Genomic DNA, 20,621 nt, shown 5'->3' with positions numbered 1-20,621 from the left:
CGTTAAGCCATCTCTACTTGTTCAGCAGCAAATCGGTGAATCGCATACGCCGTATCTTTACCTTGCTGGGCTGCGGTGACAACCATCGCTTCTCCTTGACCTTTGCCAAAAATAACATCGCCGCAAGCAAATACTTTCGGATTCGATGTTTGGAGTGTATCTTGGTTCACTTTTACAACACCGCGCTCATGCTGAAGATTAAATTGTTCAATTAAGTCCACATGGCGATTTTGACCAATAGCCTTAATGACCGCATCAACCTCTAGTAAAAATTCGGACCCTTCAATTGGCACAGGGCGTCTTCTTCCATCTGCCTCTGCCTCGTCCAGCTTCATTTTAATGCATTCAATGTGTGTTACTTTTCCGTTTTCATCACCAATGATTCGTTTAGGAGCAGTAAGCCAGCGAAATTCAACGCCGTCTTGTTTCGCAAACTCATATTCAAAATCATACGCGGTCATTTCATCTGCTGTACGTCGATATAAAATTTTGACATTGTCAGCGCCTAAACGAACTGAACAGGTCGCCGCATCAATAGCGGTATTCCCAGCTCCAATGACAACTGCACGCCCACCTGCCAACTTAAGCGTCAATGGCTTTGTTTTCGTGTCTTTCACAAAATCAATCGCGTCATATACTCCATCCAATTGCTCCCCTTCAATCCCAAGGTCAGGAACTTCTGCCATCCCAATCGCTAGTACGACAAAATCGTATGTCTCCATAATTTCTTCGACTAAAATGTCTTTTCCAACTTTTGTGTTTGTACGGATTTCTACATCAAGCCCCTTTACTTGCTGCACCTCCCAGTAGGAAACCTGCTTTGGTAAGCGAAAAGACACAATGCCGTATGTGTTTAAACCTCCTGCTTCTTCTTCAGCCTCAAAGATTGTCACTTCATATCCTAATCTCGCAAGCTCCCTTGCCGCTGAAAGACCTGCTGGACCCCCACCAACAATGGCTACCTTTTTCCCGTTTCGTTCTCCTTTTGTAAAGAGAATTTGTTCATTTTGCATTGCCCAATCTGTGGCATAACGTTGCAAGTCGCCAATTACAATCGGTTTCGTCGCACCATTTAACACACACGCACCTTCACAAAGTTCTTCTGTCGGGCATACCCTTGCACAGCTCGCACCGACCGGATTAGACAGCATAATGGTCCGTGCCGATCCTTTTAAATTCCCCGAGGCAATTTTTTTAATAAAACTTGGGATATCAATGCTTGTAGGGCATGCCTGAATACAGGGCGCATCATAGCAAAATAGACATCGATTCGCTTCTTCTATTGCTTCCCTATCGGTTAATCCTTTTTTTACTTCTTTGAAATTGTTCATTAAATCTTTTGGAGAAAGTGCATCTCGATAAGCTTGCTTCACTTTAATCAACCCCCTTATTTTCAAAGAAGCGCATAGGTGCAGAATTTTGAAAGCATAAATGAGAACGAACGCTCCTCGAATCAATCCAGTAAAGATCATCATTCTTATTGACATAATTGCATTACTATTGCTCATTAGATTTGTACACATGCTGAGGAAAAATTTTTCTTTCATGCTAAAAGAGGACTTAGCGGGAAAATGAGGGCAGTTTGTGGTTGGAAAGCAGCATCGATTACGGAAAAAACGGTCTATCCATCCCACCCTCTACGGATATACTTTCAATTTGGTGTTGAAGACTTTTACTTATTGCGCAATTTAAATGGAAACGCTTACACTTTTTTATTATTCAAAATGACTCTTATTCCACCCGCCTCTTCTTGTATAATTCAGATTATTCAGAAGTTATTTTTAATTGTACGTGCCTGTTCTCCATCTTACACTATACAAACTGTCAAAAACTTCATACCTTTTTTTAAGCAAAATGTAAAAAGACCCGTTGTGATCATCCAGTAACGTTCAGGATTCCACTAACGGGTCTTTTCTTTCAACACTCATTTTCGGGCTGAGTACAAGGTTTCTCTTCTAAGAAATGGCCAACCTATTTTTAATTTGATGCTACTTCTTTAGCAATCGAGATAACCGCTTCCGCTGTTTTCACCAATTCTTCAATTGGCATTTTTTCGTTTGTTGTATGAATATCTTCATAGCCAACTGCCAAATTCACAGTGGGAATACCAAAACCTGCAATGACATTGGCGTCACTGCCGCCTCCGCTCGTTAAAAGACGAGGCTCACGGCCTAATTTAGCAAGTGCTTTTTTCGCTACTTCAACAACATGGTCACCCTCTGCAAATTTAAAGCCCGGATACATGACTTGAACGTCAACTTCTACTTTTCCGCCCATTTGCTCCGCTGTTGTTTCGAATGCTTCTTTCATTTTTTGAACTTGAGCTTCCATTTTTTCAGGCACTAATGAACGTGCTTCTGCTAAAATATGCACATAATCACAAACGATATTCGTTTGCGTCCCGCCTTCAAAACGTCCAATATTCGCTGTTGTTTCTTCATCAATACGTCCAAGCGGCATTTTAGCAATTGATTTTGCCGCTAAAGTGATAGCTGAAATACCTTTTTCCGGCGCAACACCAGCATGGGCAGTTTTTCCGTATACAGTCGCTTTTATTTTCGCTTGAGTTGGCGCAGCAACAATGATGTCCCCTACTTTGCCGTCACTGTCAAGCGCATATCCGAACTTCGCTGTGACCATTGCTGGATCCATCGCTTTCGCCCCAACTAAACCAGACTCTTCTCCAACTGTAATAATGAATTGAATCGTTCCGTGCTCTACATTGTTTTCTTTTAACACTTGAATTGCTTCAAGCATAGCTGCTAACCCAGCTTTGTCATCGGCTCCAAGAATGGTCGTACCATCTGTGACGATATATCCATCTTGAATAGATGGCTTTATTCCTTTTCCAGGTACAACCGTATCCATATGTGAGGTGAAGTAGATTGGGTCTACTCCCGCTTTTGTTCCAGCAAGTGTACAAATCAAGTTCCCTGCTCCATGCCCCGTAACCGCAGTTGTATCATCTTCTACAACCTCTACGCCAAGAGCAGTAAATTTTTCTTTTAATACTTTCGCAATTTCTGCTTCATATTTTGTTTCAGAATCCACTTGAACTAATTCTAAAAATAAATCGACCAATCGCTGTTCATTAACCATTATGTATCCCTCCATAAGTTGTCGAAATTAGAGTGGAATGTTGCCATGTTTTTTCTTTGGTCGGTCTTCTTGTTTGTTTCGCAACATATCCAAAGCTTGAATGAGTTTAATTCTTGTATCGCGTGGGTCAATCACATCATCGACCATCCCAAATTTTGCTGCTACATAAGGATTAGCAAATTTCTCTCGATATTCCTCAATTTTTTGCGCTCTTGTTGCTTCTGGCGTTTCACTGTCTTGAATTTCCTGAGCAAAAATAATATTCGCAGCTCCTTGAGGTCCCATGACCGCAATCTCTGCGTTCGGCCAGGCATACACAATATCCGCGCCGATGGATTTACTGTTTAAAGCCACATAAGCTCCGCCGTATGCTTTGCGCAAAATCACCGTAATCTTCGGAACAGTGGCCTCTGAATACGCATATAAAATTTTAGCGCCGTGGCGAATAATTCCCCCATGCTCTTGCTTAACCCCAGGAAAAAATCCTGTAACATCTTCAAATGTAACAATTGGAATATTAAAAGAGTCACAAAAACGAATAAAGCGTGCCGCTTTATCCGAAGAATTAATGTCCAGTCCGCCAGCCATAACCTTTGGCTGATTGCAAACCAACCCAATTACTTCACCGTTAACCCTTGCTAATCCAATGACGATATTTTTCGCGTAATCCTTCTGAACTTCCAAAAAGGACTGTTCATCTACAACTTGCGCAATAACATGTCGAACGTCATACGGTCTGACTGCATCGAAAGGAACAGCATCTGCTAAATCTGGACGATAATGCTTATCCAGTGTCGCTTGATGAATAGGCGGCTTTTCTTCATTATTCTGGGGTAAATAGCTCAACAATAATCGGACTTTTTCCAGCACTTCATTTTCTGTTTCTCCAGAAAAATGGGCATTTCCGCTAATTTCATTATGCACGCTTGCCCCGCCCAAATCTTCTGCTGTAATTTTCTCACCCGTCACCGTTTCAATGACCTTTGGTCCGGTAATAAACATTTGGCTTGTCTGTTCTACCATAAACACAAAATCGGTAATCGCAGGTGAATAAACAGCTCCTCCTGCACACGGTCCCATAATAACGGAAATTTGAGGAATGACACCAGAATAGATGGAATTGCGATAAAAGATTTGACCATACCCATCTAATGATACCACACCTTCTTGAATTCGCGCTCCTCCCGAGTCGTTCAAGCCGATGAACGGTGTTCCTGTTTTAGCTGCCAAATCCATCACATACGCGATTTTTTTCGCATGCATCTCTCCTAGCGCCCCGCCAAACACAGTGAAATCTTGAGAGAATAAATAAACAGGGCGGCTATGGATTTTCCCGTATCCCGTCACAACCCCATCGCCAGGCCCTTTTTTATCCTCTAGTCCAAAATCATTGCAGCGATGCTCCATAAAAGGATTCAGTTCAACAAACGTTCCCTCGTCCACGAGCAAATCGATTCGTTCCCGGGCTGTTAGCTTTCCTTTTGCATGCTGTTTAGCAATTCGCTGATCACCGCCCCCAAGTTCTACCTCACGCCGATAATCATATAAAGTATTGATTTTGTCATACATATCCGTCATCTTGTCCCACCTCCTTTGCCTTTTTTTCGCATAATTCATATAAAACTCCATTACATGATTTTGGATGAATAAACGCGATACTGGCTCCTCCCGCTCCCGCCCTTGCTTCTAAGTCAATCATCTGTAATCCTTCAGACTGCAGGTGTTGAATTCTCTCTTCAATGGATTGTATACCTAATGCAATATGATGAATGCCTTCCCCTTTTTTCTCAATGAAACGGTGGATAGGACTTTCTGGGGTTGTAGGTTCTAATAATTCAATTTTCGTCTCTCCAGCTCTTAAAAAAGCCACTTTTACCTTTTGTGACTCAACCATTTCAATTCCCTCAAGCGGCATCTTCAACACGTCTACATATAACGATAAAGCGCTCTCAATTGAACGAACGGCTATACCAATATGATCAATCTTTTCGACCATGCTGCTCTGCTCCTCTCTCCTTTTTGAGGTGTTTTCCATCTCTTAATACCCATTCTTCAGAATATTGGTTTTTCCTTTAATTTTCAGATATCTATTCGTTCAAAGAGGTTATCTTGTCTCAATATCCAAATCCATATACAATAATGGATAGAAATACGTGAGGGAGAGAAAACAATGACCAATAAAAAGATACAAAAACTAGTGGTTATGCTTATGCTTGGTACGATGGTGTTAACGACACTGCTCGCTGGTGTAACGATGTGGCTTTAATATAGAGCAAGCAACACTCCAACTTCAAAAGACATACTAATATTAGTCTACGCAAATACCCCCAAGCAGCAAGTCTGCTTGGGGGATTATTATGGAAAGGAGGCTTCGACAGGCATCGCTCCTGCTTGTTGCGCAAGCTCTTCAAACGACTTTGTGGTTTGGACAACGAGCACTTTCGTTCCTAAAGGTACGTGCTCATATAGCCATTCGATAGAGTCCGAATGAAAACGGACACAGCCCTCCGTCACATACTTTCCGATTGATTGTTCATTATTTGTGCCATGAAGACCATAGATTCGCCCATCTGTTTCTCTTGCATCAAAGCCAATCCATCGCGTTCCTAAAGGATTTTCAGGCGATCCCCCTTCTATATTTTTCCGGCGATAATAAGGGTTTTCCGCTTTAACGACTACTGTAAAGGTTCCTTCAGGCGTAAGGTCCGGCTCCTTCCCTGTTGAGATATGAAAAATCGATTGGATTTTGCCTTCCTCAATAAAGGCAGCTTGATTATTGGTTTTATTTACAATGATAAAAGGATCTCCTAACGTAGGGTTCGTTCCGAGCGGCCAAATGGGAGAGAAGATGAATAAAATAACCAACGAAAAAATTGCCTGCATGATTTCCACCACCTTTTCCTTATTTTTTGTAAGGCAGCGTGGAAGCATGCATACTAATCAGTCGACTTTCAATGATTTTTTGATGAGTAAGTATTGTTCAATTTCTCTCACAAATTGATGAAGCTGGGCCCTTGCTTCAAATTCTTCTCGCGTTTTCGGTAATGCTTTTTCTTTAAATTCTTCTTGTAATTGCCGCAACTTAATGAGAAAAAGTTGGGCTGTATTTCCTGGGTGAATACATAAACTCAATTCTTCTAAAAAATCTGCAATCATGTATCGTTGCTCCACAAATGGCTCAATCGATGTCACAATTGGCAGCACACGCTCAATAATTTCAAACTGCTTTTCTCTTGTTTTAAAATAGTGATAATAATAATTTTCTGTCCGTAAAAAATGGTTTTCCACGTCTCGGAACGCCAAGCTTTTTGCTTCCTCAATAAGATGAGCCGTTTCCGTAATTTCTTTTCCCATCCAATGACTTTCATTTGTCCGCAAATATGTAATCATCTCTTCAAATATTTTGCGGAAATTATGTTCAATTTGAGTTTGATATTCCTTAAGCTTCGAATCCAGACTTGGCATGTATAAATTAACGAGAAGAGCTGCGCCAATTCCAACGACAATAATGCCAATCTCATTTAAGACAATTCCTGCTGTCATCTTTTGCTCTGAGTAAATATGCAAAACAATTACTGAGCTCGTCACCACACCTTCGTTAATTTTAAAGAACACGGTAACTGGAATGAAGAACAGCAGCATTAACCCGATGACAATCGGATGATAGGCAATGCCTTCGAAGAAGATAAAAGAAAAGAGAATCGCTAGCAAACAGGCAAAAAACCTGGCCGATGCACTTTGAAGCGATTTTTTCTTGGAATTTTGGACACATAAAATGGTCAAAATACCGGCAGAAGAAAAATAATTCAAATTAAAAAACTGGGCAATAATGATTGCTGCGGCTGTGCCGACAGCTGTCTTGATGGTACGGTAACCGATTTTAAACCTCATTGTGTAGTAAGCTCCTATATCGATTATTTATTGTTTATCGCACATTCCATTTATGTAGGACAGATGATGAATTTTTTAATATTTGTCTCTGCTGAACATTTTGTCTGTAATATGAAAAAAAAGATGACCATAACCGGTCATCTTTTTTATTATAACATCTTTTCCAAGAAATCCTTTGCCCTTTTACTTTTTGGAGATGAGAAAAATTCAGCTGGTGGTGCATCTTCCACCAACAACCCTCCATCTAGAAACAGTACTCGATCAGCTACTTCTCTTGCAAAGCCCATTTCATGCGTTACAATCGCCATTGTCATCCCAGTGTGAGCCAATGACTTCATAACTTCCAGCACTTCTTTAACCATTTCAGGGTCTAAAGCAGACGTTGGTTCATCAAACAAAATCACTTCTGGATTCATCGCAAGGGCCCTCGCGATGGCAACACGCTGCTTTTGCCCTCCAGAAAGACGGTTTGGATATTCATTCGCTTTTTCCGCTAAACCAACTTTCGCCAACAGCTCTTTCCCTTTTTCTTCTGCTTCTTTTTTCGTCATTCCTTTTACGGTAATAGGTGCATATGTTAAATTTTCGAGAACTGTTTTATGAGGAAAAAGGTGAAAATGTTGAAACACCATTCCGACATTTTGCCTGACCTTCATAATATCTGTTTTCGAATCAGAAATATCTTGGTCGCCAATCCAAACATGCCCACTCGTTGGTTCTTCCAACAGATTCATGCAACGTAAGAAGGTCGATTTCCCTGAACCAGAAGGACCAACAATCGCTACGACTTCCCCTTCTTTAATGGTTGTCGAGATTCCTTTTAGTACTTCTAATTTCCCGTATGATTTATGAAGATTGTCAATTTTAATCACTTTTTCTCATTCTCCTCTCGACCGCCTTGCCAAGGAGTGTCAAGCCGATAACCATAATATAGTAGATTAGACCAGCCAAAAGAAGCGGTTCGAAATAGCGATACGTTTGACCGCCAACAATATAAGCCCGGCGCATAATATCCATTGCCCCAATAACTGTTACTACAGCCGATTCTTTTGTCAGTGTAATAAACTCATTCATTAACGCAGGTAAAATGTTTTTCATTGCTTGAGGTAAGATGATGTCTTTCATCATTTGGCGATATGGGATACCAAGCGCTAAAGATGCTTCCCTCTGTCCTTTATCTACCGCTAAAATCCCCCCGCGGATGACTTCTGAAATATACGCACCCGAGTTTAATCCAAAAGCTAACACGGCAGCTGGATAAGCATCAATTTCAAAGCCCAGGAGCTGTGGCAACCCAAAGTAAATAATTAATAACTGTAGTACAAGCGGTGTTCCCCTGAATATCGATGTATATGCATCTGCAAACAACGAAAGCGCTTTTATTCTTCCAATCTTAAATAATGCTAAAATGATTCCTAACGTAAACCCAAGCAGCCCTGCTGCTAGGACAATTTTAATCGTTACCCATATCCCCTCTAAAATATAAGGGATTGAGGGCAGGATTTGCGTAAAGTCCAAATTCATGCCCAACCCATTCCTCTCTCTCCGTTCATGTTCAGCTTATTACTCGCCGCCAAACCATTTTACGATTAATTTATCTACTTCACCGTTTTCTTTCATTTCGTTCAACACACGGTTGAATTCCGCTGTCAGCTCACTTTCCTTTGGAAACGCAATGGCCGAGCCCGCTTCTTCTTCATTTTCGTCTTCAAGAACAAAGCCGGTCATATCTTGATCTTGTTCAAAGAAGCCTTCCGCTACTGTATCTTCAATAATCGCTGCATCAAAACGTCCAGCTTTCATCTCTTGTACCAATTCTGGAATCCGGTTGCGGTTTTCAATGGTAATGTCAACACTCTCTTTAATCTCTTCTGCTTTTCCTTCTTGAATCGAACCTACTTGCACGCCCACTGTTTTCCCTTTTAAGTCCTCCAGCGTTTCAATTCCGCTATCTTTCGGTGTGACAATCATATGCTTTGCCTCATAGTAAACATCTGAGAAGTCAACACTCTTCTTACGATCTTCCGTTGGCGTCATGCCAGCTAAAACAAAGTCTACTTTATTCGCTTGAATGGCTGGAATTAAACCGTTGAAATCAATATCTTGTACTTCTACCTCATATCCGAGCTCTTTCGCAATTGCTTTCGCTAAATCGACGTCAAATCCGATAATTTCATCGCCTTTTGCTGTATCAATGTATTCAAATGGTGGATAATCAGCCGATGTCCCCATTTTTAGTACTTTTGTCTCTTCTGTCTTTTCTCCTTCAGCTCCATTTGCTGATTCATCGCTTGTCCCACATGCCGCTAACATTCCAACAGCTAACATGCTCATCACGATGAACGAAAACCATTTTTTCACAGTTTTACCCCCTTATATATTTTTGAATTTTTTTAATTTTTAATAATATTATGAAATAAGTTTGTCACTATTGCAAGTAGACTAATAAAAATTTTATATTCATTCGATACAATGTATTTTATCACAATCTAATAATTATGCAATATGGTTTTTAAATATAAGTTTATCATATTGTAGTATTAATAATATTATTCTCAAAAAACAAAATACTTCTTATTCATATTGTTATCTACGCATAAAAAAAGACCCTCTAGAACGGGTCTAAAAAGGTCTTTTTTACTTACTGCGATCGTTTCACACTTCTTCACAATATTGGTCAAACGCCTGCTGAAGTTTTGTAACAACAGACATTGGATCATGTCCTTCAATTTCATGACGTTCCACCATTGACATTAATTTTCCATCTTTTAATAGGGCGAAAGATGGAGAAGATGGCGGATAACCGACAAAATGCTCGCGAGCATGGGCAGTCGCTTCTTTATCTTGACCAGCAAATACTGTTACGAAATGGTCTGGTCTTTTATCGTAATGAACCGCATGGGCCACCGCTGGTCTTGCGATACCTCCTGCGCAACCACAAACAGAATTAACCATTACAAGGGTTGTCCCCTCTTTTTTAAATGCTTCCTCCACCTCTTCCGGTGTTGTAAGCTCTGTATAACCAGCAGCCTTAATTTCTTGGCGTGCTTGTCTAACCACGTCATTCATAAATAAATTGAAGTCGATATTCATTTTGGTGCCTCCTCTATTTTGCTTGATGTTATAAACGTAATATAACAGAATTACGAACTAGACTGACTATGAAAAACTAAACACAATGATTCATGGAAGTTGCTTCTATCATATCAAGGATACGTAAGCATTTTCAAATAAATAATCTTTTGCATAAAAGACAGTCACTTCAACCAAAATTATTTATCATAATATGGTTTAATCTTCTTCGTGAACGGAAATAATAACACTACTACATCTACTTCCTTACCTTAACCCTGAAACGGAACTGCACGCAGCAGTTCTCAAACTGAGTTCCACAGTGGAAACCTTCCTGCATGAGGATATTTCCGCTGTGGATTTTTTTATTTGCACAACTCCCGAGTTTCTTTACGTTTGTTCATACATTTGTATGAGCTGCTCTGCTGCTTCCGAAACAGTAACTTCTTTTTGAAGCATTTGCGCTTCCAATAGTGGGAGCAGTTCTTTAATACTTTCTTTTTCATAAAACGATACATGTAAATAATCGGCAATCATCGCTTTAAGCCAATGCTTGAGTTGCTTATCACGTTTTTCCGTCAATAAATCATACTGACGACAATGAGTGATATACTGTTGCAGCGTTCTCCAAACTTCTTCGATTCTTTCCCCGTAAAGAGCTGAGCACGTTAACACCTTTGTGTTCCAGCCTTTTGTCGTTGATTGGAGCAAATGAACAATCGTCTCATACTCCTGTTTCGTCACTAACGCTTTTTCGGCATTGTCACCATCTGCTTTATTAATGCAAATGACATCGGCCAGCTCCATAATTCCTTTTTTAATTCCTTGAAGGTCATCGCCCGCTCCCGTTAATACTAAAAGCAAAAAGACATCGACCAGCTCTTTTACAATAGTTTCACCTTGCCCGACCCCCAACGTTTCGATGATGATAACATCAAACCCTGCTGCTTCACAAAGAAGAATCGACTCTCTCGTTTTTCGATGCACGCCACCTAATGTTCCTTGAGATGGAGAAGGTCTAATAAAAGCAGAAGGATGACGAGACAGTCCTTCCATTCTCGTTTTATCTCCTAAAATACTTCCTCCCGTAATCGTACTGCTTGGGTCGACAGCTAACACGGCTGCTTTATGTCCTAATTCGCATATATGCAGACCTAACGCTTCAATAAACGTGCTTTTCCCTGCTCCCGGTACTCCGGTTATGCCAATACGGACAGATTTCCCGGTATAAGGAGCGAGCGATTTGAGAACGTGCTGCCCCTTTTGGAAATGGCGGGGCGCATTGCTTTCAATAAGCGTAATTGCTTGAGCAAGCGTTGCCCGGTCCTGCCTCAAAATCCCCTCTACATACTCTTCAATTGTTTTCTCTCGTCTCATCGTGCCACTCCGTTTCCTCATAGCCGATTCGTTTTCTAATTTCAAACAGCACTTGTTTCGCAGCATCAGGGATAACGGTACCTGGACCAAAAATAGCAGACGCCCCGTTTTCCAGCAGAAAATCATAATCTTGCTGTGGAATGACTCCTCCTACGATGACGACAATGTCCTCACGTCCATGTTTTTTTAATTCCTCTACTAACTGAGGCAATAATGTTTTATGTCCCGCTGCAAGCGAACTCATCCCGATTGCATGAACATCATTTTCTACTGCCTGCATCGCTGTTTCTTCCGGTGTTTGAAAAAGAGGGCCAATGTCGACATCAAACCCTAAATCCGCAAAAGCGGTGGAAATCACTTTCGCGCCTCGATCGTGTCCATCCTGCCCCATCTTAGCGATTAAAATCCGCGGGCGTCGTCCCTCTTCTTCTGAAAAACGGACTGTCATTGCCTGCACATCTTTAATTTGTTCCTCATATGCAAATTCTGAGCTATATACACCGCTGATGGAACGGATGGTAGCCGTGTGGCGTTTCGCGACTTTTTCAATTGCAGCAGAAATCTCTCCAAGCGATGCTCTTGCACGGGCCGCTTCCACCGAGAGTGCTAATAAATTGCCTTCACCCGTTTCAGCGGCCTCCGTAATAGCATTTAATGCTCTGTTAACGTCTGCATCATTCCGTGATGTTCGCAATTTTTCTAAACGTTGCATTTGCTTCAACCGAACCGCCGTATTGTCAATATCTAAAATATCGAGCGGTTGTTCATTATGAACGCGATGTTGATTCACACCAATAATCGTTTCTACACCTGAATCAATTTTCGCTTGGCGTCTTGCGGCCGCTTCCTCAATTCTCATTTTCGGGATTCCCGTTTCAATCGCCTTAGCCATTCCTCCAAGCTCCTCAATCTCTTGCATATGCCCCCACGCACGATTCATCAATTCATTTGTTAACGTCTCAACATAATAAGAGCCGCCCCACGGGTCAATTACATGACAAATTCCCGTTTCGTCCTGTAAATAGAGCTGGGTATTCCGAGCAATTCGGGCTGAAAAATCAGTCGGAAGCGCAATTGCTTCATCAAGAGCATTCGTATGAAGCGATTGTGTATGCCCTAACGCCGCTGCCAAGGCTTCTACACACGTACGAGCAACATTGTTGTAAGGGTCCTGTGCCGTTAAGCTCCAGCCTGATGTTTGTGAATGTGTTCGTAAGACGAGCGATTTTTTATTTTGAGGATCAAATGACTTCATCAATTTTGCCCATAAAAGACGAGCAGCTCTCATTTTGGCGACTTCCATGAAATAATTCATCCCAATAGCCCAAAAAAAGGACAACCGAGGGGCAAACGAATCAATTGAAATACCAGCTTTTAAACCTGTTCGGACATATTCCAGTCCGTCTGCCAGTGTATAAGCAAGTTCCAAATCAGCAGGAGCACCCGCCTCTTGCATATGATAGCCTGAAATGCTGATACTGTTGAACTTCGGCATATATTGGGACGTATATTGAAAAATATCCGCAATGATACGCATAGACATCTCAGGCGGGTAAATATACGTATTCCGTACCATGTATTCTTTTAAAATGTCATTTTGAATGGTCCCTGAAAGTTGCGCCTGTTTCACTCCTTGTTCTTCTGCGGTCACGATGTAAAAAGCCATAACCGGAAGGACTGCACCATTCATCGTCATAGAAACAGACATTTGATCTAACGGAATGCCCTCAAATAACACCTTCATATCTAAAATCGAATCAATCGCCACTCCTGCTTTCCCCACATCCCCCACTACCCGCGGATGATCAGAATCATAACCGCGATGGGTGGCAAGGTCAAACGCAACAGATAATCCTTTTTGACCCGCTGCCAAGTTGCGCCGATAAAAAGCATTGCTTTCCTCTGCTGTCGAATAACCTGCATATTGCCGAATTGTCCATGGACGATTTACATACATCGTTGGATACGGTCCCCGCAAAAACGGAGGCAACCCCGGCAAAAATTGAGTAAAACGGAACGCTTGCGTATCTTTTTTTCTATAAAGCGGCTTAATGGCAATTTGCTCATTCGTTTGGAAAACAGATACATCCTCATTATGCGATTCTTTTTTTGAGATGTGTGCTGTTGTATCTAGCTGTTGATGAAATGGAATTTGCGTAAAATCGGGTTTTTCGTACATTCAGTTCCCCTCCATAACATTCAGCAATTCATTTAAAAGCAAGATAACGTTCGTATCAGAGTTAATAATGCCTTTGGCACCTTCTCCTCTAAACAAAAAAGCTTGTTCATCTGATACGTTCCCTGCGAGATACACATGCTTGCCACTCGCCGTAAGCTTGCGAACCATTTCTGCACCTGTTTTTTCATAATGTTCATCTGTTCCACAAAGGACGATTATGTCTCCTTGCTGCTCGTTACACAAGGCAACTGCTTCAGCAGGCGAAAGCAGCGGCGGACCTTGTTCAATAAGAAAACCTCCTGTCTGAAAAACAGATTGAGCAAGCGTAATGCGAGCTTTGCATTCCTTTTCCTCACCTAATAAACAGAAGAAAATCGTTTCGGGCAGACGCCCCTCTTCTTGCATGTTCTCTACTTTCTCCCGCCATTCCTCCAGCTCCTCGCTTTTGCGCCAGCTCGAAATGGGCTCCACCTTTTCAGAGTAAGAGAATCCAGCCATATGCTCCATTAAAGAGCCAATACTTGCGCCTTTTTCTGCCGCTTTAATAAAGGCTTGCATCGTAGTACTGTCGATGGTTCCCGATTCATCGGACATTGATTTCCATTGGCGAAGGCGTTGCTCATGAAAAGCAGTTCGATTAAACGTTCTTTTCGCTGATAAACGTTCCGTTGTTTGAACGTAATGGGTAACTCCTACAATACGATGACGGCGTGTCTGAATATCCTTGTTCCGCTTTTGCACGACCTTGTTTAGCTCTTGTTGAATAAACCCTTTCTTTAACGCCGCGGACATGCCACCTCTTTCCTCAATCTCCTGAAATAAATGCCACGCTTTCTCCGCAAGATCACTTGTTAGCGCCTCAACATACCATGACCCTCCTGAAGGATCAATCACTTTTGTTAAATACGCTTCTTCCTTTAAAATAAGCTGAACATTGCGAGCCATCCGCTGAGAGAATTCGTTAGAAGGTTCTAGCAAAGCATCAAATGGCGTGACATGAAGACTATCAACTCCTCCAACCACCGCCGCAAACGCTTCAACAGTAGAGCGGAGCATATTCGTATGAGCATCATATTTTGTTTTGGTTGTTCTGGATGTTTTCGCATGAATATACGGTTTATGTTGTTCGCTATGGCCACCAAAGGCAGTAATCATTTTAGTCCATAACATTTTGAAGGCACGCAGCTTGGCACTTTCCATAAATAAATGAGAACCTGCGCCAAACGTAAATGAAAGCTGAGGTAAAATTTCGTGGAGAGACAACCCTTTCTTTAAAAGGACATCAATGTACTCAGTAGCAGATGCAATTGAATAGGCTAGTTCTTGAACTGCATGCGCACCTGCATCGTGGTATGTATGAACATCAATCACGACCGTTTTAAGATTTGGAGCATGATAGACAGCCCATTTTACCGCTTCAGCCATATGAGCATACATATCTGAAAGGGATAGAGGCGAAGAACCGCTTTGAACGAACGACGCAAGCGGATCAGTTCCGACGACGCCCTTTACTTCCTGTAAGGAATACCCCCTTTTTTTCACATAAGCCGCCAGCAAAGATAAAAACGGTAATACAGTGAAATTCGTCACTGTATGAAGAGGAATCGTTTCGAGATCAACATTTTGAAATAACACTTCTATATCCTGCAAACAACTGATGGAAACACCATCGCCAATTTGAGATAAAGAAGCTTTACCAACATCAATCCCTTGTCTCGTTGCTTGATCTAGCTGAATCCCAAGCATAGTTTGTCCGCTTTTCAAACCTGATACAGCTAAACGATTTGCTTCTTTCACAACTGGATGATTAATTTCTTGAGCAACTTCCCATGATTTTTCTGTATAGCCTGCCGGATGACTTCCCCTCACAAGGGACCTTTCACCAGGCAAATCGTCAAGATGGATAGAGGATACGATGTCTTCTGCTAAATAAAGCGGTTTCAAAACAATCCCTTCATAAGTAGTAGTAGAAAGTGAATCAACACCTTTTCCTTTTAATGTTCGTTCCACTTCTTTCACCCACTCTTCTGCACTCAAAACCGAAAAGTCATCAAACGATACTTCGCTTGCTCGTTTCATTCCATCTCTCCTCCGCCTTTAATAGTCAGAAAAATTTAAATCTTATCTATTTCCATCTTAATACAATTGACCTCAACATATCAATGGACAAATCCAGACAGAAAAAGACCCTTTATATGTTTACACACATAAAGGGTTCCGAGCGTAACATTTTTCATGGACATCTTATAGACAAGCGAGTGTCTTTCCGATTTCTAATAGATGGAGGTACGATCAGGTGAAATCGCTTCAATAATCTCTTTTACTCTTGCTAAAAATCGACCGCAAATCAAGCCATCAAGCACTCGGTGATCAAGCGATAAGCATAAGTTGACCATATCTCTCACAGCAATCATCCCGTTATTCATGACGACAGGTCGCTTAACAATTGATTCAATTTGTAAAATGGCTGCTTGCGGATAATTAATAATACCCATTGACTGGACAGAGCCAAACGAACCGGTATTATTAACCGTAAAGGTACCGCCCTGCATATCTTCAGGACGTAAGGTTCCCCCACGCACTTTGCCCGCCAGTTCCGATATTTCCCGCGCCAATCCTTTAATCGTCTTTTCGTCTGCATGCTTAATGACAGGCACAAATAAAGCATCGTCTGTAGCAACAGCTATGGAAAGATGAATATCTCGCTTTTGAATAATGGTGTCTCCAGCCCATGTAGCATTCATTTGCGGAAATTCTTTTAACGCTTGCGCGACTGCTTTGATAAAGAAAGCAAAATACGTAAGGTTGAATCCTTCTTTTTGCTTGAACTCGTCTTTCACAGCATTTCGATAGTTTACTAAATCAGTCGCATCTACTTCTACCATCATCCAGGCATGTGGAACTTCCTGTTTACTTCGAACCATATTAGAAGCAATAGCCTTACGAACAGGAGACACTGGAATCTCTTTATCCCCTTCTTGTACAAAAGCAGCTGGAGCACTCGACTGAAACTCAGCACGCTTCGGAGGAACCGCTTTTGGCATGACCGTTTGTTCTTCCTGTTGTGCGGAAACGGGCCTCACTGCAGAACGATGACCTGTTTCAATTGCCTTTAGCACATCTTTTCTCGTAATTCTTCCACCGGCACCCGTCCCTTCAATCTGTTCCAAATCAAGCGCATGTTCTTGTGCCATTTTTAAAACAGCTGGAGAATATCGTCTTTTTTGTGAGGTGTCCTTTTCGCTATCGGATTTTTTCACTTCTTCACGCTTTTCTTCAAGAGGGACACTTGAGTCGCTGCCTTCGGTCTCCATCACACAAATGACTTCTCCTACTGCTAACGTATCCCCTTCCTGAACGACTAGCTCTTTTACAACGCCAGTAAAAGATGAAGGAATTTCAGCATTGACCTTATCTGTCATGACTTCCGCAATCGGATCATATTTATTCACATGATCACCCGCTGATACGAGCCATTTACTAATAGTACCTTCTGTTACACTTTCTCCGAGCTGAGGCATTGTCAGTTTTTCAATCCCCATCTACAAAACCTCCCTTGTTAAAACTCTGCCAATTCTCGCATCGCTTTTTCTACTTTATCTGGATTGACCATAAAAAACTTTTCCATCGTCGGTGCATATGGCATGGCAGGAATATCCGGTCCAGCCAATCGTTTAATCGGTGCATCCAGGTCAAATAAACAATGCTCAGCAATAATAGCAGCTACTTCACTTATAATGCTGCCTTCTTTATTATCCTCTGTAATGAGCAATACTTTCCCTGTTTTAGAGGCAGCTTCAATGATGGCCTGCTGGTCTAATGGATACACTGTACGCAAATCAAGAATATGAGCGGAAATGCCGTCAGCAGCTAGCTTTTCTGCTGCTTGCAACGCAAAGTGAACACATAATCCGTATGTGATCACTGTAATGTCATCTCCTTCTCGCTTCACATCTGCTTTGCCAATTGGCAGAACATAATCCTCTTGAGGAACTTCTCCTTTAATGAGCCGGTATGCACGCTTATGCTCGAAAAACAAAACAGGGTCTTCATCGCGAATCGCTGCTTTTAACAAACCTTTTACATCATACGGTGTTGACGGCATGACGATTTTCAATCCAGGCTGGTTAGCAAACATCGCTTCAACAGACTGTGAATGATAGAGCGCTCCATGTACCCCACCTCCGTATGGTGCTCGAATGGTAATCGGACAATTCCAGTCATTGTTGGAACGGTATCGGATTCTTGCTGCTTCTGATACGATTTGGTTAACAGCTGGCATAATGAAATCAGCAAATTGAATTTCTGCAATCGGGCGCATCCCGTACATGGCGGCTCCAACTCCTACCCCGACAATGGCTGATTCAGCTAACGGGGTATCCATTACCCGCTGTTCACCAAATTGTTCATACAATCCGTTCGTCGCTTTAAATACGCCCCCTTTTCGCCCAACGTCCTCTCCAAGCACAAACACTTTTGAATCTCTCTCCATCTCTTCTCTAATCGCCATCGTAACAGCATCTATATAAGAAATAACTGGCATTTTCTCTCCTCCTCACTCTCCATATACGTATTTCAATGCCTCTTCTGCTTTCGCATAAGAGGCATTTTCCGCATATTCCGTCGCTTCATCCACAATGGATGCCACTTCCGCCATAAGCTCTTCTTCCAATTCAGCTGTTAAAAGCCCAGCCTCTTTTAAATACGCTGCAAACTTACCAAGCGGATCATTTTTCTTCGCTTCCGAACGCTCTTCTTCTGCGCGGTAAGCACGGTCGTCATCATCGCTCGAATGAGCTGTCAACCGATAAGAAACCGCTTCAATTAACGTTGGTCCTTCCCCATTTCGCGCCCGGTCAGCTGCCTCTTTGACCGCTTCATATACATCAAGCGGATTGGTCCCGTCAACGGTGACACCAGGCATGCCATAGCCAATCGCACGATCTGATACTTTTTCGCAAGCAAGCTGCTTTTCAATCGGAACAGAAATGGCGTACTTATTGTTTTCACACATAAAAATAACTGGGAGCTTATGAACACCTGCAAAGTTGGCTCCTTCATGGAAATCTCCTTGATTCGAGGAGCCTTCACCGAACGTTACAAAGCTGACGAAATCCTTTCCTTCCATTTTGGAGGCAAGCGCAATTCCTACCGCATGTGGTACTTGTGTCGTAACAGGAGACGAGCCTGTCACAATTCGATTTTGTTTACTTCCAAAATGTCCAGGCATTTGACGTCCACCAGAATTCGGATCTTCCATTTTAGCGAATCCAGACAGCATTAACTCTTTTGCGGTCTGTCCAAACGCCAATACGACTCCCATATCCCGATAGTAAGGGAGAACATAATCTTTTTTTCTGTCTAGCGCAAAAGCAGCCCCCACTTGAGCAGCCTCCTGACCTTGGCAAGAAATTACAAATGGAATTTTCCCCGCTCGATTCAACAGCCACATCCGTTCATCAATCTTTCGGGCCAACAGCATTGTTTTGTACATCTCGATTACTTGTTGATCTTGTAATCCAAGCTGCTCATGACGTTTCATTGTCATCTCCTCCTTTAATCTCCTTAAAAATGAATAGCGTTTCCATCAACCGCGAGCGCTGCCTCTCCTACAGCCTCCGATAAACTCGGATGCGGATGAATCGTATGGCCAATCTCCCATGGCACCGCATCGAGCACTTTAGCGAGCGCCGCTTCTGAAATTAAATCGGTGACATTCGGACCAATCATATGGACACCCAATAAATCTTCTGTCTTCTCATCCGCCACAATTTTAACAAATCCAGACGCATCTCCGTGAATTAAAGCTTTTCCGACCGCTTGAAACGGAAATTTTCCTATCTTGATTTGATACCCTTTCTCTAGCGCTTCTTGTTCCGTTAATCCTATACTCGCCACTTCCGGACTGCTATAAACGCATTTTGCAATCATTTCATATTTCAAAGGGGCGGGCTCTTTTCCTGCCATATGCTCCACTGCCACAATTCCTTCATGAGCAGCCACATGGGCAAGTTGCATTCCGCCAATAACATCGCCAATGGCATAAATATGAGATTCTTTCGTTTGATAGGATGTATTCGTTTGAATGACTCCGTTCTCAATGACAATCTCTGTGTTGTCTAAGCCAATGTTCTCAATATTTGCTTGCCTTCCAACAGACACAAGCAATTTATCCGCTTTGAATTCCTTTGTTTCTCCGGCAATGTCTGCTTGAATGACAATTCCATCTTGAACAACACATGTTTCCGGAAGAACTTTCGCACCTGTTACGACCTTAACGCCTTTCTTTGTCAACAGTCGCTCCATCTCTTTTGATATTTCCATATCTTCAGTCGGTAAAATGCGATTGCTGTACTCTAAGATGGTAACTTTCACGTCAAAGTCTTGTAGCATGGAAGCCCATTCTACGCCAATGACGCCTCCGCCTATAATAACTATTGAATCGGGAAGTTCAGACATTTGAAGAGCTTCATCAGAAGTCATCACATATGTGCCATCCACATTCAGTCCAGGCAATGTTTTCGGCCTTGAACCTGTCGCAATCAGTACTTGTTTTGGTAAAATCATTTGATTTTCTTCCCCGTTATTCATCTCAATCGAAATCGTCCCAGGCATTGGCGAAAAAATGGAAGGACCTAAAATTCTCCCAAACCCTTCATACACATCAATTTTCCCTTTGTTCATCAAATGACGAATCCCTTTGTGTAGTTGATCAATAATGGCTTGTTTTCTCTCTTGCACTTTCAAGAAATTTAAGCGTACATCCCCTGTCAACACCCCGTACTGCCCTGCTTTTTTCGCAGTCGCATACACTTCTGCGCTTCTCAAAAAGGCCTTACTTGGAATACATCCGGCATGCAGACAAGTCCCTCCTAGATGCCGTTTCTCGATAACCGCTACCGTTAACCCAAGCTGGGCAGCTCGAATTGCCGCTACATATCCTCCTGTTCCCCCTCCGAGGACAGCAAGATCATACTCGACTGTCATAACATCATCCCTCCTA

The 20,621-nt window shown here is 42.1% G+C and carries 18 protein-coding genes; 1 reads left to right on the top strand and 17 read right to left on the bottom strand.

Translation table 11 applies throughout. The features are described 5' to 3' along the window. Positions 1 to 2: 2 nt before the first annotated feature. The 4 genes from ACXAEO_RS03830 to mce form a co-directional block, all read right to left on the bottom strand. The gene (locus tag ACXAEO_RS03830; RefSeq protein WP_474883952.1) at positions 3 to 1,331 is read right to left on the bottom strand and encodes an NAD(P)-dependent oxidoreductase; all 1,329 of its coding nucleotides are present in this window, start codon (positions 1,329 to 1,331) and stop codon (positions 3 to 5) included. 646 nt (positions 1,332 to 1,977) lie between these two features. Continuing rightward, positions 1,978 to 3,099 carry a tripeptidase T gene (locus tag ACXAEO_RS03825; RefSeq protein ID WP_474878172.1) on the bottom strand — a complete coding sequence of 374 codons (1,122 nt, stop codon included), beginning with the start codon at positions 3,097 to 3,099 and terminating at the stop codon, positions 1,978 to 1,980. Between the two features lie 27 nt (positions 3,100 to 3,126). Beyond that, the gene (locus tag ACXAEO_RS03820; protein WP_474878169.1) at positions 3,127 to 4,677 is read right to left on the bottom strand and encodes an acyl-CoA carboxylase subunit beta; all 1,551 of its coding nucleotides are present in this window, start codon (positions 4,675 to 4,677) and stop codon (positions 3,127 to 3,129) included. Then, complete coding sequence (mce, locus tag ACXAEO_RS03815; protein WP_474878165.1) at positions 4,661 to 5,095, bottom strand: methylmalonyl-CoA epimerase; 435 nt, start codon at positions 5,093 to 5,095, stop codon at positions 4,661 to 4,663. Before mce ends, ACXAEO_RS03820 begins: the two co-directional genes overlap by 17 nt. Positions 5,096 to 5,269: 174 nt before the next feature. On the opposite strand from mce, the gene prli42 reads away from it, so the two are divergent. Continuing rightward, positions 5,270 to 5,365 (top strand): stressosome-associated protein Prli42, encoded by a 96-nt coding sequence (prli42, locus tag ACXAEO_RS03810; protein WP_474878163.1) that lies wholly within the window; start codon positions 5,270 to 5,272, stop codon positions 5,363 to 5,365. A gap of 89 nt (positions 5,366 to 5,454) precedes the next feature. Here the strand turns inward: prli42 and ACXAEO_RS03805 are convergent, their stop codons facing one another. The 13 genes from ACXAEO_RS03805 to lpdA form a co-directional block, all read right to left on the bottom strand. Next, positions 5,455 to 5,982: a L,D-transpeptidase gene (locus tag ACXAEO_RS03805; RefSeq protein ID WP_474878162.1), complete on the bottom strand. Its 528-nt coding sequence runs from the start codon at positions 5,980 to 5,982 to the stop codon at positions 5,455 to 5,457. A gap of 57 nt (positions 5,983 to 6,039) precedes the next feature. Beyond that, positions 6,040 to 6,990: an aromatic acid exporter family protein gene (locus ACXAEO_RS03800; RefSeq protein ID WP_474878160.1), complete on the bottom strand. Its 951-nt coding sequence runs from the start codon at positions 6,988 to 6,990 to the stop codon at positions 6,040 to 6,042. Between the two features lie 149 nt (positions 6,991 to 7,139). Then, complete coding sequence (locus ACXAEO_RS03795) at positions 7,140 to 7,862, bottom strand: amino acid ABC transporter ATP-binding protein (protein WP_474878157.1); 723 nt, start codon at positions 7,860 to 7,862, stop codon at positions 7,140 to 7,142. Then, a complete protein-coding gene (locus tag ACXAEO_RS03790) occupies positions 7,855 to 8,514 on the bottom strand; it encodes an amino acid ABC transporter permease (protein WP_474883950.1) in 660 nt (219 codons plus the stop codon). The genes ACXAEO_RS03795 and ACXAEO_RS03790 overlap by 8 nt, the downstream gene beginning before the upstream one ends. A gap of 39 nt (positions 8,515 to 8,553) precedes the next feature. Next, a complete protein-coding gene (locus ACXAEO_RS03785) occupies positions 8,554 to 9,351 on the bottom strand; it encodes a transporter substrate-binding domain-containing protein (protein WP_474878152.1) in 798 nt (265 codons plus the stop codon). 294 nt (positions 9,352 to 9,645) lie between these two features. Next, positions 9,646 to 10,083 (bottom strand): BrxA/BrxB family bacilliredoxin, encoded by a 438-nt coding sequence (locus ACXAEO_RS03780; protein WP_474878150.1) that lies wholly within the window; start codon positions 10,081 to 10,083, stop codon positions 9,646 to 9,648. Positions 10,084 to 10,452: 369 nt separating this feature from the next. After that, positions 10,453 to 11,439, bottom strand: a complete 987-nt coding sequence (meaB, locus tag ACXAEO_RS03775) for a methylmalonyl Co-A mutase-associated GTPase MeaB (protein WP_474878147.1) — start codon at positions 11,437 to 11,439, stop codon at positions 10,453 to 10,455. Continuing rightward, positions 11,417 to 13,618 (bottom strand): methylmalonyl-CoA mutase, encoded by a 2,202-nt coding sequence (gene scpA / locus ACXAEO_RS03770; RefSeq protein WP_474878143.1) that lies wholly within the window; start codon positions 13,616 to 13,618, stop codon positions 11,417 to 11,419. The genes meaB and scpA overlap by 23 nt, the downstream gene beginning before the upstream one ends. Continuing rightward, a complete protein-coding gene (locus ACXAEO_RS03765) occupies positions 13,619 to 15,697 on the bottom strand; it encodes a methylmalonyl-CoA mutase family protein (protein ID WP_474878141.1) in 2,079 nt (692 codons plus the stop codon). Positions 15,698 to 15,891: 194 nt separating this feature from the next. Further along, positions 15,892 to 17,160 carry a dihydrolipoamide acetyltransferase family protein gene (locus tag ACXAEO_RS03760; RefSeq protein WP_474878139.1) on the bottom strand — a complete coding sequence of 423 codons (1,269 nt, stop codon included), beginning with the start codon at positions 17,158 to 17,160 and terminating at the stop codon, positions 15,892 to 15,894. Between the two features lie 17 nt (positions 17,161 to 17,177). Next, positions 17,178 to 18,161: an alpha-ketoacid dehydrogenase subunit beta gene (locus tag ACXAEO_RS03755; RefSeq protein ID WP_474878137.1), complete on the bottom strand. Its 984-nt coding sequence runs from the start codon at positions 18,159 to 18,161 to the stop codon at positions 17,178 to 17,180. 12 nt (positions 18,162 to 18,173) lie between these two features. Continuing rightward, positions 18,174 to 19,166 (bottom strand): thiamine pyrophosphate-dependent dehydrogenase E1 component subunit alpha, encoded by a 993-nt coding sequence (locus ACXAEO_RS03750; protein ID WP_474878136.1) that lies wholly within the window; start codon positions 19,164 to 19,166, stop codon positions 18,174 to 18,176. Positions 19,167 to 19,183: 17 nt separating this feature from the next. Continuing rightward, positions 19,184 to 20,605: a dihydrolipoyl dehydrogenase gene (gene lpdA / locus ACXAEO_RS03745; protein WP_474878133.1), complete on the bottom strand. Its 1,422-nt coding sequence runs from the start codon at positions 20,603 to 20,605 to the stop codon at positions 19,184 to 19,186. Positions 20,606 to 20,621: the final 16 nt, after the last annotated feature.

It is taken from the genome of Bacillus sp. ABA4_010 (assembly GCF_056159105.1).
The sequence above is the reverse complement of the archived record's forward strand: the minus strand, read 5'-3'. Positions and strand labels throughout refer to the sequence as shown.